This window comes from Paenibacillus xanthanilyticus, assembly GCF_042682185.1.
GTDB classification, from domain to species: domain Bacteria; phylum Bacillota; class Bacilli; order Paenibacillales; family Paenibacillaceae; genus Paenibacillus_Z; species Paenibacillus_Z xanthanilyticus.
Map to the genome: position 1 here is coordinate 2,064,281 of NZ_JBHUHA010000001.1, position 15,715 is coordinate 2,079,995.

The following is a 15,715-nucleotide window of genomic DNA, read 5'->3' on the forward strand; positions in this document are numbered from 1 at the left end:
CGAGCTGCGTTATCCGCCCGTGGCATTCGTGCTCTTCAACCTTCTGAGCTTCTCCGCCTGCGCCTTCACGATTAGCAGATCCAGCGACTGGCTAAGCATCAGCACGTCATGGTGAAGAAACGTCTTTTTTCGCGCCGCGGCTTCGACCAGCTCGCCGCGCATTCGTTCTAATCGACCGTATTCTTTGTTCATATAAAATCCCCACTTTTATCCATATATAAATATTGTATGAAGGAGATTATACGACGTCGATCGCACAAATAATGTCATATTCGGTCGAGTCTAATATTACAATTTTATGACATTCCGGGACTAGATCAGCGGCACTACGCCCTGAACGAGTCCGAGGAATCGGGATTTCACCGCTTCGGTCGTCTCCATGACCTCGTCGTGCGACAGCGGCTGGTTCAAAATACCCGACGCCATGTTGCTAATACAGGAAATTCCAAGCACTTCCAGGCCGGCATGGCGCGCCGCGATGACTTCGGCTACGGTCGACATCCCGACGGCATCCGCGCCCAGCGTCCGCATCATCCGGATTTCGGCCGGCGTTTCGTACGAAGGGCCGAGCACGCTCAAGTATACGCCTTCCTGCAGGCCAAAACCTTGCTTCTGCGCCACTTCGCGTGCCAGCGCCCGAAGTCGACCGCTGTACGCTTCCGACATGTCCGGGAAACGCACGCCAAGCTCGTTGTCATTCGGTCCGATCAGCGGGTTGCGTCCCGTCAGGTTGATCTGATCGCTAATCAGCATCAGGTCGCCGGCCTGGAAGTTCGTATTGATGCCACCCGCGGCGTTCGTTACGACCAGCTTGTCAGCGCCGATCGCCTTCATGACGCGCACCGGGAACGCCGTCAATTCGGGACCGTACCCTTCGTACATATGGAAGCGTCCCCGCATGAGGACCACCGGACGGTTCGACAATGTGCCGATCAACAATTCGCCTGCATGGCCTTCAACGGTCGATACCGGAAAATGCGGGATGTCATGGTAAAGGATAACGACCGGGTTCTCGATGTAATCGCCCAGAACCCCAAGACCCGACCCCATAATAAGGCCGATCTCCGGCTGGATCGAAATTTTGGACTGGATATACGCGGCTGCTTCTTTAATTTGTGCGGCTGTTAACGTGTTCATGGAATGCTCCTCCTTATGCGGCCGATCGGTCCGCATGCCTGATGTCTGTATTTATACGAGCGAAGATAGGAACGACGTGCCGTTGGCCGGCGCCTTCGCGCCGAAGTTGTCGGCGATCGTCGCGGCGACGTCCGCGAACGTGGCGCGAATGCCGAGCGATCCCGGCGACTGCAAGGATGGGCCGTAGACGAGCAGCGGCACGTATTCGCGCGTGTGATCGGTTCCGGGATGGACCGGGTCATTGCCATGATCGGCCGTCACGATAAGCAGATCGTCCGGACCCAGCTTGCTCTCGAGCTCCGGCAGCGCCCGATCGAACTCCTCTAACGCCTTGCCATAACCGATCGGGTCGCGGCGATGGCCGTACAACGAGTCGAAATCGACCAGGTTGGTGAACAGCAAGCCTTCGAACGGCTTGGCCAATGCGTCGATCGTCTTCTGGATACCGTCCGCGTTGCTCTTGGTCGGAAGCGATTCGGTAATGCCATGCCCGCTGAAGATATCGTTGATTTTGCCGACGGAGATGACGTCAAGCTCTTTCTCCTGCAAGGCGTCCAGCACGGTCGGCTCCGGCGGATCGACCGCGTAGTCATGACGGTTCGGCGTCCGCTTGAACGCGCCCGGCTCTCCCACGTACGGTCTTGCGATGACGCGTCCGACCGCGTAACGTTCATCAAGCGTCAGTTCGCGGGCGATTCGGCACGCCTCGTACAGCTCGTCCAGCGGGATGATGCCTTCGTGCGCGGCAATTTGGAAGACGCTGTCGGCCGACGTATAGACGATCCACTTGCCGGTTTTCATCTGCTCCTCGCCCAGCTCGTCCAAAATTTCCGTTCCGCTGGCCGCCTTATTGCCGAGCACTCCCCGGCCGGTCCGCGCTTCGAATGCCGCGAGCAGCTCCTCCGGGAAACCGTCCTCGAACGTGCGGAACGGCACGGTTACCTTCAGCCCCGCCAGCTCCCAATGTCCGGTCATCGTGTCCTTGCCGACGGAAACCTCGGCCATCTTGCCGTAATACGCACGCGGCTTGTCTTCGCTCTTCCACTCGCCTAGCGGCGCGATTCGATCCAAGCCCCAGCTTCTCATGTTCGGCAGCGCCAGCTGCGGCATCCGCTCCAAAATATGTCCGATCGTATGCGATCCCTCGTCGCCGAATGCGGCCGCATCCGGCAGCTCGCCGATGCCGACGCTGTCGAGCACGATTACGGATATGCGTTTAAATGTCATGGTGTCCTCTCCTTGCGGGCGCCTTATGCGGCGCCGAGTTTACTTCGCTTTCGCCCTGGGGTGGGCCTGGTTGTACACGTCTTTAATACGCGCCTTGCCCATCCCCATGTAAATTTGGGTCGTCGCAATGTCGGCATGGCCGAGCATTTCCTGCACCGACCGCAGGTCCGCCCCGTTCTCGAGCAAATGCGCGGCGAACGAGTGCCGCAGCGAATGCGGCGTAATGTCCGCCTCAATGCCAGCCTCGAGGGCGTGTTTCTTGATAAGCTTCCAGAATCCTTGCCGGGTCATCGCGTGGCCCTGTTGATTCAGAAATAGCGCCCGTTCGCCGTCCGCCCCCTTCATCAGGCTGTCCCGAGGGCCATCCAAGTAAGCGCTTAGCGCGTCGCAAGCCAAGCGTCCGAGCGGGATAATCCGCTCCTTGTCTCCCGTCCCCGTGCAGCGAATAAAGCCAAGCGGGACGTTGGCATCGTCCAGCTGCAGCGAAATCAACTCGCTGACCCGGATACCCGTGGCATACAGCACTTCGAGCATCGCCTTGTCGCGCGCGCCCGCCGGCGAGCGGCCATCCGGCACGGCGAGCAGCTTCTCGATGTCCTCGACGGGCAGGATGAGCGGCGTGCGCTTCTCGGGCTTGGGCGTCTCCAAATGTACCGACGGGTCGTACACAAGTACGCGTCCGCGGGTCAAATATTGAAAAAAAGAACGCAGCGACACCATATGCCGGGATACCGTGGCGACCGCTCTGCCCTGCTGGCGAAGCGACTGCACGTACATCGTCAAATGGTGCTGCTGGATGTCTTCCGTTTGGAGCAGCCCGAGCGACTCCGCATACTCGGCAAAACCGGCCAGGTCGCGCTCATAGGAGTCGAGCGTATTGCGGGATAACTGCCGCTCCGTTTCCAAATACCGGATAAAGGTCTGCATATGCGCTCTCATAGATCGATCCTTTCTTCACGCGCGGGTCCACGAGTAGCTATATTCCGCAGAAAGGTTCCAATCTCCTGCCGCGGCCGGCAAACCGGCTTATTCGCCGTACCAGTAAAACAAACGTAGCCGATCGGCGAACGTTGGCTCGTGCACCGCATAGCTTGAGGAACCGAACACTTTCAGCGCCGCGCCCTGCGGCACCCGGTACGGATCGGCCGGAACGATCCACTGACCCAAGACGCGACAGCCATTATACATGACGAATGTGGCCAGAACAAGCAAAATCATGAAAGCCGCTCTTCGGAACCAGCGGCGCGCAGAGAAAACGAACAACGCGATTACCCCCTTATCGGTAAAAAGAGAAGACCGCCGCAGCGGTTTCATCAAGCTGAATGCTGCATTCCCAATCTTCCGATTGGGAACGCAAACCAATCAGCTCTAGCTGAATGCTGCATTCCCAATCTTCCGATTGGGAACGCAAACCAATCAGCTCTAGCTGAATGCTGCATTCCCAATCTTCCGATTGGGAACGCAAACCAATCAGCTCGTCTTCTCAATTTATGATAGAGGGTTGGCAATCATGTCAGGGTCCGAGCAAAGCGGATTGCCGCCGGCCCGCCATAATTCGCTACAGTAATGTCGCGATGTCCACGTATGGCAGAGACACCGCTTCAGCTACCGGCCTGTACGTGACGTGTCCTTTGTAGGTGTTCACGCCTTTGCGGAGCGGCTCGCTTGCTTTGGCTGCCGCTTCGAAGCCTTTGCCGGCAAGCTCGAGCGCATACGGCAGCGTCACGTTGGTAAGCGCGAACGTCGAGGTGCGCGGCACGGCTCCCGGCATATTCGCGACTGCGTAATGCAGCACGCCGTGCTTCTCATATACGGGATCGCTGTGCGTCGTCACACGGTCGATCGTGGCGATCGATCCGCCCTGGTCCACCGCGACGTCGACGATGACCGCGCCTTTCTTCATCGTTTGCACCATCGCCTCGGTAACCAGATGAGGCGCCCGCGCGCCAGGGATAAGCACCGCGCCGATCAGCAGATCGGCTTTCTTGACCGCATTGGCGATATTATACGGATTCGACATGAGCGTATGGATGCGTCCCGCAAACACTTCATCAATATAACGCATCCGTTCGGCGCTGCGTTCGAGAATCGTCACGCTCGCCCCCATGCCGAGCGCCATGCGCGCCGCGTTCAGGCCGACGATGCCGCCGCCGAGCACGATGACCTCCGCCGGCGGGACGCCGGGCACACCGCCGAGCAGGATCCCTCTTCCGCCAAAGTAAGCCTCCAAAAAATGCGCGCCGACCTGCACCGCCATGCGCCCGGCAACTTCGCTCATCGGCGTCAGGAGCGGCAGCCCGCCGCCCGGAAGCTGGATCGTCTCGTAGGCGACGCCCGTCACTTTCGCTTCGGCGAGTGCCTTCGTCAGCGCCGGCGCCGCCGCCAAATGCAAATACGTGAACAACAGCAGATCCTCTTTAAAGAAGCCAAACTCCTCCGCAAGCGGCTCTTTGACCTTCATGATCATATCCGCTCTGGCCCACACCTCGGAAGCGTCCGCCGCGATCTCCGCGCCTTCGGCGGCGTACAGCTCATCATCGAACCCGCTTCCGCCCCCCCGCTCCCGCTTGCACGATCACGCGATGTCCGGCCGTCTTCAGCATGCCGGCGCCGGCCGGCGTTAGCGCGACGCGGTATTCATTGGCTTTAATTTCCTTCGGTACGCCGATCAGCATCACGAATTCCTCCTCCAAGCGCTATCGGAAAGGCCTTTCTATCCTTCTATGCATCCTACAGCGCGATTGACAGTCCTACTTCTACGGTGTCCATTGCCAATCCCAAATATGTAGCGGGCGACATTATTGCCCAGCCCCGTCATAGCCCGGCTACATAGTATGAATACACGGCCAGCTTCCGCGCGAAGCGGGAAATAACTTGCCATGGCCAAGGAGGAAAACGAATTTGCCCAGCGCAGCCAATCTAATCGTAGGATGTTCATCCGCGCCGTCTGCAAGCGGCGCTGAACGGATGCTCATCCGTTTTGTCCACCGAAAGCATTACGAGGCTTGTCTGGCGGAATTGAAGGCAATCGGCTTTCGTACGCTCAAGATGCTGCCGTACAGCCGGCTCATCAGCGCGCATGTCGACCCCGCCCGCAAGCAAGCGATTGCGGCGCTCAAGCGCCACCCGCATGTGCATAGCGTGGAGGCGGACGGCCGTGCTGCCGCGCACGCCCTGGCTTCGCCCCTTCGGTCGGCGCGCCCCGCGCGAAGCGCATCCGTGCGTGCGGACCATCCGCGAAAACGAAAGTCCCCGATTCCGTGGAATGTGTGCCGCGTGCAAGCCCCGGCCGTGTGGCCCCTCACGAAGGGCGCATGCGTGAAGGTCGCTATCCTGGATACCGGGATCGGTCCCAATCCCGATCTCCGCGTTGCCGGAGGCATCAATACCATTACCGGCGGCTCGTACCGGGACGACAACGGCCATGGCACGCATGTCGCCGGCATCGCCGCCGCCAGAGGCGCTAAAGGCCGGCAGTTCGGCGTAGCTCCCCGCGCGGCGCTCTACGCGGTCAAGGTGCTCGACGCGACAGGGAGCGGGTACATCTCGGATATTATCGACGGCATCGAATGGTGCATCCGCAACCGGATGCAGGTCATCAACATGAGCTTCGGGCTGCTCGGCGGCGAGAGCCCCGCACTCCATGCCGCGATTCGTCAAGCCTACAAGCGCGGCATCGTGCTGGTCGCCTCGGCAGGGAACAACGGGCCGTTCAACCCTGCGCTGGACGCGCCGGCCAGCTACCCGCAAACGCTGGCGGTGGCAGCCTCGACGCGTTCGAACCGTATTGCGCCGTACAGCAGCCGCGGCAAGCGCCTTCTGATCACCGCGCCTGGCAATCTGATCCGCTCGACGAAACCGGGCGACGGGTACGCGATCATGAGCGGCACCAGCATGGCTGCCCCGCACGTCGCCGGAGGCGCGGCGCTGCTGCTTGCCCGGTATCCCGGAATCGGCCCCAAAAGCCTCGCCTGCAAACTGCGGCGCGCCGCGCGCATGCTGCCCGGCTACAGCACCCGTGCGCAAGGAGCCGGTCTGCTGCAGCTCGCGCGCGCGGCCGGCGCAGGAAAGCCCTGCCGCAAGCGCAAGCGCCCCTAGGGCCTAAGCGCTCAGGCGCAAACCTTGAGCCAAGCGCAAAAAAACTCCCTTTGCGCGGCGCGCGCTGTAAACGCGGCGCACGCTGCACATGGGAGTTATTGCTGTTGCGAACTGTCGTTCTTCAGACGGCATTTGCTGCAGACGCCTTGAAAATCAAGACGGTGATCGATAACTTGGAAACCGTATTCCTTCTCGAGCCGCTCTTCAAGCGGTCCGAGCCAATCTTCCAGTATCTCGGTCATCGTGCCGCACTGCACGCAGATCAGATGATGATGGTGGTGCTTGTTATTATCCGTCCGGAGGTCATAACGCGCCACGCCGTCGCCGAAATTCATCTTCTCCACGACGTGCAGTTCGCTTAAGAGCTCGAGCGTTCGATATACGGTCGCAAGCCCGATTTCGGGCGCTTTATCCTTAACGAGCATAAACACGTCCTCGGCGCTCAAGTGATCCTCTTCGTTCTCGAGCAAGACGCGTACGGTCGCTTCACGCTGCGGGGTAAGCTTATACCCTTGTGACTGCAGCTGCTGCTTGATTTTATCAATCCGGGATTCCATGGTTTCCCCCCTCGCATGGCTAGTACCCATCGCCGGAACATTTGCTTTCATTATAGGGGCACTTCGCGAGGAAAGTCAATTTTTTTTAGAATCATTCCAAACCTGATATCAATCCGGAATTATCCAGCAGCGGTGCGGCCCAGCGCAGCAGTCCGGGCGAGACGAACGCCTCCACCATGGCGGCCGCGCCGATGACGAGCACCATGGCGACGACCGTGGACGTATGGGAAAGCAGCGGCTGTGCAAGCGTACCCGAGCTGCCGAGCAGCCTCCCTTTGATGATGAATAGCGAGAAGGACAGCGCCGAGACGCTGGCGATTAGGAGCGCCGGCACGACGATCAAATTCTGCGGCGCGACGGAGACGAGCGCGAACACAAGCCCCTTCCATTCATGCTGGCTGACGAGCGTTCCGATCGCGAAGCCGACGAGCACCCCTTTCAGAAAATCGAGCGCGAGCACGAGCGGCATGCCGATGACGGTAATGCCGAGCACCCAGACGAGAACAAGCCACTTGGCATGGAACAGCGCGCGGTCCCAAAAGGCATCGGCCCCGGCCAGCGCAGCTCCTTCTTGAAGCCGCAGGGCGAACTGCCCCACCTCCGAGGCAAGCTTCTGCTGCTGGTCGAGCGTAAGCGCGCTCACGAGCAGCGCTCCGAAGACTGCGCCGACGACGAACAGCACAGAGACGAATATATAAAGCGTCAATTGATCGCGTACAAGCGACCCGCTAATCGGCGATCCCACCCCGCACACACCTCCTTCACAGGCTTGTACCCCATTATATGAGCAAGCCCGCGAAGCTATGACCCTCATCCCTCGCGCGTCTAGTGACAAGACCGATTACGCGTCCTTCCCGCTTTTGGCCACCCGTCCGTAACGCCCGCCTCCGCCCGCATCAAGCGCAAGCTTCCCCGCTCTGGCTCTCGCGATCATCTCCGCCGTCTTGGCGGGGACGGTCTTCGCAATCTCTTCCTCCGGCGCATCATGCAGGATGTTCATCTCGGTACCAAACCGGTCGAGCAGCTTCGCCATGGCCGCCTTGCCGATCCCCGGCACGAACTCGAGCGGCACCTGATAGACGTAAGGCGGCCGATCCTCCGGCATATACGCCTCCGTGCGGCCTTGATGCGCGCCCAGCTCCTCGATGCGGTCCATGACGCCGCGCGTGAGCTTCACGCTCCCGCATTGCGCGCAGCGCTCCGTGCTCCGTTCCTCCTCCGCGAGCGAGCCGCAATTCAGGCAATAGGTGCGGTGGTATTTGCCAAGGAGCGGATTCAGGCCGTAATTCGCCGCGATATGCCGCCCCTCCCGCTTCTTGAGCGCCAGCGCAAGCTCCCGGAACGACGGCTCCGCCAGCCGCAGCTCATTGTACTCCCGTCCGATCTTCGCCAGCGAATGCGCATCCGAATTGGTCACGAATTGCAGCCCGTCCAACTCGGGAATCAAGCCGGCCATTGCGCTGTCGGCGGATAATCCGAGCTCGACGGCATCCACCTCTCCCGGATCCAGCACGTCGCTCATATCGTCCGTGCAGCTGCCGTACAAGCTCTTGTGCGGCGTGAAAACATGGGCTGGAATGAATAGTCCGCCGCGCGCCTTCACTTCCCGCTGCAGCTCTCGCGTCGACACGTAGATGCGCTGGGAGCTTAGCTGCACGTTGCGCATATGCCGGCTCATCCAAGACGTAAAGTCGCGCATGAGCGCAAAGGTCGGCAGGAACGCCAAATAATGCGCCGCGCCGCGGTCCGGCTCCTTCACCTCGATCTCGGAGCCGAGCAAAATCGTCGTGTCCCGGTACCGGATGCCGCCTCCGGCGATCTCGGCCATTTCGCCGGTCTCGAGACAGTGCGCGATATCCGCCTGCACGCCTGGCGAATGGCAGTCGATAATACCCAGCAAGCCGATCCCTTTGCGATGCACGGCTTCCTGGGCGATCCGGCTGAACGTCAAATCCCGGCTGCCGCTGATTTTGACCGCCTCGCCGCGGCTCGTGCTGCCGATATGAATATGCAAATCCGCGAAGACGCGCGACAGCGGCTGTTCCGTCATCGATTAAATCTCCCCGGTCAGCCGGTAGATATGCCACGCATAGACGGCCAGCACGGTCTTCGCATCGCTAATGCGCTCTTCCCGGATATACTGCTGCGCTTCCTCGAACGTAATGGCGCTCACGTTCAAGTATTCGTCCTCGTCCGGCCGGCTCTCGCCGAGCGTCAGCTCCTCCGCGATGTAGACGTAGAGCTTCTCGTCGGCGAAGCCCGGCGACGTATAGAACGCGCTGAGCGGACGCAGCTTGCCAGCCCGGTATCCCGTCTCTTCCTCTAGCTCGCGCGCCGCCGCGACCATTGGATCCTCGCCCGCATCCAGTTTGCCGGCCGGGATTTCGACCTGGAATTTCTCCATCGGCTTGCGGTATTGCTCCACGACCAGCATCTTATCGTCGAGGAGTGCCAGCACCGCGGCTGCGCCCGGATGCCGCACGATCTCCCGCGTCGCCGTGTTTCCGTCCGGCAGACGAACAGTATCCACCTGAAGCGAAATGATCTTTCCTTCGAATATCGGCTGCGTGCTTACTGTAGGCTCACGGAATTCTTCGGTATTCTTCAACATGTACAAGTTCCTCCTTTGATTAGGCCAATGCAGATAACAAGTCGTTCGATTAAACGACCGCTTGCCATGCATATCTTGTCCTGCCTGCGCATATTCTCCATTATATCAAAACAAAACTGCTTACAACGGGCCCATTTGGGATTAATACCATATTAAGGAGGGAATGAACATGAAACAATTTTCCGTCTCCAATCAACTGACCCTCGTCGGCAAGGCGTGGGAGATTCGCAGCCGGCTCCGCAGCTTGATCGCCGAAGGCCGCACGCTCGAGGAATATTTGGGGAAACACCAACCGGCAAGCACGCCATAACGATCCCTGTCGCTTCGTTACCTTGCGTATCGGACTGCCATCTCATTATATCGCTACAAAAAAAGAGCCGTACGTGGCGTCACGTACGGCTCTTGCCTGCTTTAGGCTTGCTTTTGCGCCGCCAGCTTAATAATTTCGAGCACGAGCTCGGTCGTTTTCACCAGATCCGCGACCTTGATCCGTTCTTTGGTCGTATGGATTTCCTCGTAGCCCACCGCGAGATTGACCGTCGGCACGCCGAGTCCGTTGAAAATATTCGCGTCGCTGCCGCCGCCGGAATGGAACAGTCTCGGCGTTCCGCCGATATTGCCAATCGCCGTCTTGGCGAGCTCCACGACCGGATCTCCCTCGCCGTATTGGTACGACGGATAGATCAGCTTGCTGACGAAATTCGCCTTCGCGCCGAACTCCGCCGCGACCGCTTCCGCCGCTTCCTTCATGGCCGCGACCTGCGCGTCCAGCTTCGGCTGCACGATGCTGCGCGCTTCCGCGTCGAGTTTCACGTAATCGCACACGATGTTCGTCGCGCCCCCGCCCTCGAACCGGCCGATATTCGCCGTCGTCTCGTGATCGATGCGACCGAGCGGCATGCGCGAGATCGCTTTGGCCGCCACTTGAATCGCGCTGATGCCCTTCTCCGGATTCACGCCGGCATGGGCCGACTTTCCGTAGAATTCGATCGTCACCTTCGCCTGGGACGGGGCCGCTACCGCGATGGAGCCGATCTCGCCATTGGAGTCGAGCGCGTAGCCGAATTTCGCTTCGATCTTCGACCGATCGAGCACGCTCGCGCCGACGAGGCCGGACTCTTCGCCGACCGTGATGATGAACTGAATCGGCCCGTGCGGGATTCCGTTCTCCTTCAACGCGCGGATCGCTTCGAACATCGCCGCTAGGCCGGCTTTATCGTCCGCGCCGAGGATCGTCGTGCCGTCGCTGCGAATATAGCCGTCCGCGTCCAGTTGCGGCTTGATGCCTTGGCCCGGCGTGACCGTATCCATATGGGACGTGAAGAAGATCGGCACGCCATTCTCCGCCCCGCTCGCGTTCAGCTTGCAAATCAAATTGCCCGCGCCGTGGCCCGTCTTCGCGGCCGCGTCATCCTCTTCGACGGTTAGCCCCAATTCCCGAAACTGCTTCGTCAGCACGTCGCAGATCTCGCGCTCGTTCTTCGTCTCGCTGTCCACCCGGACCAGCGACATAAAATGCTCCACCAACCGGTCTTGCGATACCATTGGCTTTCCTCCATCCGTATCTATCGTTTACAATGATACTAGTAAATCTAATCTATTCTGCAACTTCCTCTATCCCAGTATTGAAAGGAGACATCGATCATGCGCGTAAACCGGATAGCTAAAGTATTCGTTTGGTTCATCATTGTATCCATGCTGTTGTCGACGCTGCTATTCAGCATGGGCTGGCTGCTCGAGTAACGCATCTGGCGTCCGGGCTTCGAAACCGAACAAGCGGCCGAAATGCGGGATCAGCTCCTTCGCCGCCTGTTCGATCGGCATGGATGTGCCCGTAATATCCTCGAACGACGTCACGGCATACTCTTGGATGCCGCAAGGAATGATGCCTCTAAATCCTTCTTCCCCGATGCCTGCCCGCACGTTCAGCGCGAAGCCGTGGCTTGTGACGAAGCCGCGGCGGGCACGGCATTTGTTGAACTTCACGCCGATCGCCGCGATCTTCGCATCCCCGACCCATACGCCCGTATACTCGGGTTTCCGGCCGCCTTCGATGCCGTAATCCGCCAGCCAGTCGATGATGACTTGCTCTAGCTGACGCAAGTACGCATGCAGATCGAGACCGACCGCGTCCAAATAGATGAGCGGGTAGCCGACGAGCTGTCCGGGTCCGTGGTACGTGATATCGCCGCCCCGGTCGATCTGGAACAGCTCGATGCCGCGCTCCCGCAGCTCTTCCTCCGAATACAGCAGATGCTCCGGATGGCGCTGCGAGCCGACCGTATAGGTAGGCGGATGCTGGAGGAGCATCAGTTTCTCGATACGCCCCTCCTTATCGATCTCCTTCACGTACGCCTTCTGCAAATCCCAAGCTTCAGCATAGCCGATCAGCTTGTCATAGCTGACGTCGAGCGGTCTCGTGCTTGCCGTCGTCATGCTTCATCGCCTCGTTTCAGTACAATTTCGTCTCCGCGTCGAACGCTTCCAGCGTCTCCTTCACCTTCTGCAGGAACCGGCCGCAAATGACGCCGTCCAAGATCCGGTGATCCAGCGACAAGCAGACGTTCGCCATGGAACGGACGGCAAGCATGTCGTTAATGACGACCGGACGCTTCACGATCGATTCGAATGTAATAATGGCCGCTTGCGGATAGTTGATGATCGGCTGGGTCAGAATCGCGCCGAACGAGCCGGTATTGTTTACCGTGAACGTACCGCCTTGCACATCGTCCAGCTTGAGCTTGCCTTCGCGCGTCTTGCGGGCGAGCACGTCGATCTCCCGGGCCAGGCCCGAGATATTCTTCTGGTCGGCGTTCTTGATGACCGGCGTGATGACGGAGTCTTCCGTACCGACCGACAGCGAGATATTAATATCGCGCTTGACGATGATTTTGTCGACCGCCCACACCGAGTTGATGATCGGGTATTCCTTGATGGCGTTGACGACCGCCTTGATAAAGAACGCGAGGTACGTCAGGTTCACGCCTTCGCGCTTCATGAATTCGTCCTTCAGCTTGTTGCGCGCCACGACGAGGTTCGTCACGTCGACCTCGATCATCATCCAGCCGTGCGGAATTTCCGTCACGCTCTGGCGCATCTTCTGCGCGATCGTATTGCGGATCGGCGTTACGTCGATGAACGTCTCGCCGCGGCCCGGAATCGGCTGGCCTTCGACTTCCACCTGCGGTATGCGCGGCGTCTCGGACAAATGAAGCCCGCTCGAGCGCACCGCGACATGCGTCGTGTTTTCCGGCTGCGATGCCGCGGCGGTCGGAATCGACGATGGCTGCGTCTGAGACGCGTTAGCCTGCTGCCGTCCGCCTGCATTGCCGCCCGCGGCTACATATGCCAGCACGTCCTTGCGCGTAATGCGCCCGCCCAGTCCCGTTCCGGGAATGACAGTCAGATCCAGCTTGTGCTCTGCGGCCAGCTGCTGGACGGCCGGTGAATAGCGGCTGCGCATGGATTGGTCGCATTGCGCCTGGTCATGCGCAGCTCCGCTGCTTGTGGAGACAGCCGCCGTCGCCCCTGCGATTGCGCCGTTTGGCGACGATGCAGACGGTGCGTTATCGCTTACCGTTTCGATCAGGCAGATCGGCGCGCCGACCGGCACGGTCTCTCCGGCGCCCGCCAAAATTTTGACCACCGTTCCCCGCAGCGTCGACGGCAGCTCGGCCGTCACTTTGTCCGTAATGATTTCGGCGATCGGTTCGTACATCTCGACCGTGTCGCCCGGCTGCTTCAGCCATTTATCGATCGTAGCCGACACCAGCGATTCGGCCAGCTGCGGCATGATGACTTCCGTTACGGTTTTCATCGTATCAACTCCTGAACATTGTTCGCGCCCCGCCGGCTCTGCACGAGCCGCATTCGAGAAGAAGCCGCCTTTCGAAGACGGCAGCTTTCGTAAGACGCAAGAAACGGCCGTAGCCGTCTTCGCATTTAATATAGCGCCAGCTGGCGCATCGCTTCTTTGACTTTCTCTTTGTTGAGCATGAAAAACTTCTCGCTCGGCGGGTTGATCGGCATCGCCGGCACGTCCGGACCGCACAACCGCATGATCGGCGCATCCAGCTCGTAGAGCATTTCTTCCGCCAGAATCGCCGACACTTCGCCGCCGATGCCGCCGAATTTGTTATCTTCATGAATGATGAGGACTTTGCCGGTGCGGCGAGCCGCTTCCAAAATACCTTCCTTATCGAGCGGCTGCAGCGTGCGCAGGTCGAGAATATGCGCCGTGATGCCTTCCTGCGCCAGCTCCTCCGCCGCTTCGAGCGCGAAGTGCAGCGGCAGGCTGTAGCTGATGACCGTAATATCGTCACCTTCGCGCAGCACGTTGGCTTTGCCGATCGGCACGACGTAGTCCGTCTCCGGCACTTCGCCGGTAACCAGCTTATAGCACTTCTTGTTCTCGAAGAACAAGACCGGATCCGGGTCGCGCACGGCCGCCTTCAGCAGCCCTTTGGCGTCGTAAGCTGTATACGGCGCAACGATCTTTAAGCCCGGCGTGCCGAAGAACACCGATTCCGGACATTGCGAGTGGTACAGCCCTCCGAAGATCCCGCCGCCGATCGGCGCGCGGATGACGAGCGGACACGACCAGTCGTTATTGGAACGGTAGCGGATTTTGGCCGCCTCGCTGATAATCTGGTTTGTCGCCGGGAACATGAAGTCCGAATACTGCATCTCGGCGATCGGCTTCATGCCGTACATAGCCGCTCCGATCGCGGCACCCGCGATGGCCGATTCGGATAGCGGCGTATCCAGCACGCGCTCCTCGCCGAACTGCTCCTGCAATCCTTTGGTCGTGGTGAACACGCCGCCCTTGACGCCGACGTCCTCGCCGAGCACGAACACGTCCTCGTCACGCTCCATCTCTTCCTTCATCGCCAGGCGAATCGCGTCGATATATTCCATTCTGGCCAACTTAACGTCCCCCTTCGCGGTCGTCTTCCGCATATACGTGGCGCAGGACGCTCTCCGGCTGAGGGAACGGCGCGCGATCGCCGTATTCGGTCGCATCGTCGATGACCGCGCGGATCTTCTGCGCAAGCTCCGCGTCCTTCTCTTCATTCCAAATGCCGCAGTCGATCAAATATTGCTTGTAATGCAAAACGCCGTCCTTCGCCCGGTATTCGTCGACCTCTTCCTTCGTCCGATACGCCAAATCGTTATCCGACGTGGAATGCGGCGACAACCGGTACATCATCGCTTCGATCAGCGTCGGGCCTTCGCCGGCGACCGCGCGCTCGCGCGCTTCCTTCACGACACGGTAGACCTCGAGCGGATCGTTGCCATCCACGCGAATGCCAGGGAAGCCGTAGCCGATCGCGCGCTCGTAGATGTTGCCCGAGACCGATTTGTGCAGCGGCGTGGAAATCGCGTAGCGGTTGTTCTCGCACATGATGATCACGGGCAATTTATGAACGCCCGCGAAGTTACAGCCCTCGTGGAAATCGCCTTGATTGCTCGATCCTTCGCCGAAGGTGACGAACGACACGAACTTCTTGCGCTTCATCTTCGCGGCCAGCGCGATGCCGACCGCATGAGGAACCTGCGTCGTGACCGGACTCGAGCCCGTGACGATCCGCAGCTTCTTATGACCAAAGTGCCCCGGCATCTGGCGGCCGCCGCTATTCGGATCTTCCGCCTTGGCGAACACCGATAACATAAGCTCCCGCACCGTCATGCCGACGCCGAGCACGAAGCCGTAATCCCGGTAATAGGGAAGAAAATAGTCCTGCTCGCGATCGAGGGCAAACGCAGCCGCCACTTGCGCCGGCTCCTGTCCGATTCCCGATACGTGAAAGTTGATTTTGCCTGCGCGTTGAAGCAGCAAATTGCGCTCGTCGAATTTGCGAGCGGTTAGCATGGTGGCATACATATCGATAGCTTGATCATCCGTTAAGCCGAGCTCCGCATGTCTGGACGCTTGCTGGGTGGACCCAGTTGGTGTCATGTGGGAACCCCTCCTTTTAGCTACTCTTAAAACCTGGTACTAAGACTTGATTTCATTATACCCGAACAGCGCAAAAAAGGAAATGTCGTGCAGCGGCAAAACGCGTGCTCCGCCTACCGAATCGTG

16 protein-coding genes and 1 pseudogene are annotated in these 15,715 nt (G+C 59.6%); 2 read left to right on the top strand and 15 right to left on the bottom strand.

The features are described 5' to 3' along the window. Positions 1–9: 9 nt before the first annotated feature. The 6 genes and pseudogenes from ACFSKT_RS08685 to ald all read right to left on the bottom strand — a co-directional run bounded on the left by ACFSKT_RS08685 (position 10) and on the right by ald (position 5,039). The gene (locus tag ACFSKT_RS08685) at positions 10–192 is read right to left on the bottom strand and encodes an aspartyl-phosphate phosphatase Spo0E family protein (protein ID WP_377722359.1); all 183 of its coding nucleotides are present in this window, start codon (positions 190–192) and stop codon (positions 10–12) included. Between the two features lie 120 nt (positions 193–312). Then, the gene (locus tag ACFSKT_RS08690) at positions 313–1,137 is read right to left on the bottom strand and encodes a purine-nucleoside phosphorylase (RefSeq protein ID WP_377722360.1); all 825 of its coding nucleotides are present in this window, start codon (positions 1,135–1,137) and stop codon (positions 313–315) included. A 51-nt stretch (positions 1,138–1,188) separates the two neighbouring features. Next, on the bottom strand, positions 1,189–2,364 hold the full coding sequence (locus tag ACFSKT_RS08695; protein ID WP_377722361.1) for a phosphopentomutase: 1,176 nt from the start codon (positions 2,362–2,364) through the stop codon (positions 1,189–1,191). Positions 2,365–2,403: 39 nt separating this feature from the next. After that, entirely contained in the window at positions 2,404–3,303 is a 900-nt protein-coding gene (xerD, locus tag ACFSKT_RS08700; protein WP_377722362.1) for a site-specific tyrosine recombinase XerD, read from the bottom strand. 87 nt (positions 3,304–3,390) lie between these two features. Beyond that, positions 3,391–3,678: a DUF4227 family protein gene (locus ACFSKT_RS08705; RefSeq protein ID WP_377722862.1), complete on the bottom strand. Its 288-nt coding sequence runs from the start codon at positions 3,676–3,678 to the stop codon at positions 3,391–3,393. A 244-nt stretch (positions 3,679–3,922) separates the two neighbouring features. Further along, positions 3,923–5,039 (bottom strand): annotated as a pseudogene (gene ald / locus ACFSKT_RS08710) (alanine dehydrogenase). A 226-nt stretch (positions 5,040–5,265) separates the two neighbouring features. On the opposite strand from ald, the gene ACFSKT_RS08715 reads away from it, so the two are divergent. Further along, positions 5,266–6,462 (top strand): S8 family peptidase, encoded by a 1,197-nt coding sequence (locus ACFSKT_RS08715; protein ID WP_377722364.1) that lies wholly within the window; start codon positions 5,266–5,268, stop codon positions 6,460–6,462. A 95-nt stretch (positions 6,463–6,557) separates the two neighbouring features. Here ACFSKT_RS08715 and fur read toward each other — a convergent pair whose 3' ends face one another. The 4 genes from fur to ACFSKT_RS08735 all read right to left on the bottom strand — a co-directional run bounded on the left by fur (position 6,558) and on the right by ACFSKT_RS08735 (position 9,630). Further along, positions 6,558–7,019, bottom strand: a complete 462-nt coding sequence (fur, locus tag ACFSKT_RS08720; RefSeq protein WP_377722365.1) for a ferric iron uptake transcriptional regulator — start codon at positions 7,017–7,019, stop codon at positions 6,558–6,560. Positions 7,020–7,110: 91 nt separating this feature from the next. After that, complete coding sequence (gene spoIIM, locus ACFSKT_RS08725; RefSeq protein WP_377722366.1) at positions 7,111–7,764, bottom strand: stage II sporulation protein M; 654 nt, start codon at positions 7,762–7,764, stop codon at positions 7,111–7,113. A gap of 96 nt (positions 7,765–7,860) precedes the next feature. Then, positions 7,861–9,069, bottom strand: coding sequence for an endonuclease Q family protein (locus ACFSKT_RS08730; RefSeq protein ID WP_377722367.1), 1,209 nt, complete (start codon positions 9,067–9,069; stop codon positions 7,861–7,863). Positions 9,070–9,072: 3 nt separating this feature from the next. Continuing rightward, on the bottom strand, positions 9,073–9,630 hold the full coding sequence (locus ACFSKT_RS08735; RefSeq protein ID WP_377722368.1) for an NUDIX domain-containing protein: 558 nt from the start codon (positions 9,628–9,630) through the stop codon (positions 9,073–9,075). Positions 9,631–9,799: 169 nt separating this feature from the next. Between ACFSKT_RS08735 and mciZ the strand changes: the two genes are divergently transcribed. Beyond that, positions 9,800–9,940, top strand: coding sequence for a Z-ring formation inhibitor MciZ (gene mciZ, locus ACFSKT_RS08740; RefSeq protein WP_377722369.1), 141 nt, complete (start codon positions 9,800–9,802; stop codon positions 9,938–9,940). Between the two features lie 101 nt (positions 9,941–10,041). Here mciZ and ACFSKT_RS08745 read toward each other — a convergent pair whose 3' ends face one another. The 5 genes from ACFSKT_RS08745 to ACFSKT_RS08765 form a co-directional block, all read right to left on the bottom strand. Continuing rightward, entirely contained in the window at positions 10,042–11,175 is a 1,134-nt protein-coding gene (locus tag ACFSKT_RS08745) for a M20/M25/M40 family metallo-hydrolase (RefSeq protein WP_377722370.1), read from the bottom strand. A gap of 168 nt (positions 11,176–11,343) precedes the next feature. Further along, complete coding sequence (gene lipB / locus ACFSKT_RS08750) at positions 11,344–12,066, bottom strand: lipoyl(octanoyl) transferase LipB (protein WP_377722371.1); 723 nt, start codon at positions 12,064–12,066, stop codon at positions 11,344–11,346. 16 nt (positions 12,067–12,082) lie between these two features. Continuing rightward, the gene (locus ACFSKT_RS08755) at positions 12,083–13,447 is read right to left on the bottom strand and encodes a dihydrolipoamide acetyltransferase family protein (RefSeq protein ID WP_377722372.1); all 1,365 of its coding nucleotides are present in this window, start codon (positions 13,445–13,447) and stop codon (positions 12,083–12,085) included. 125 nt (positions 13,448–13,572) lie between these two features. Then, the gene (locus tag ACFSKT_RS08760; RefSeq protein WP_377722373.1) at positions 13,573–14,556 is read right to left on the bottom strand and encodes an alpha-ketoacid dehydrogenase subunit beta; all 984 of its coding nucleotides are present in this window, start codon (positions 14,554–14,556) and stop codon (positions 13,573–13,575) included. Between the two features lies 1 nt (position 14,557). Further along, a complete protein-coding gene (locus ACFSKT_RS08765) occupies positions 14,558–15,589 on the bottom strand; it encodes a thiamine pyrophosphate-dependent dehydrogenase E1 component subunit alpha (RefSeq protein WP_377722374.1) in 1,032 nt (343 codons plus the stop codon). Positions 15,590–15,715 lie beyond the last annotated feature (126 nt).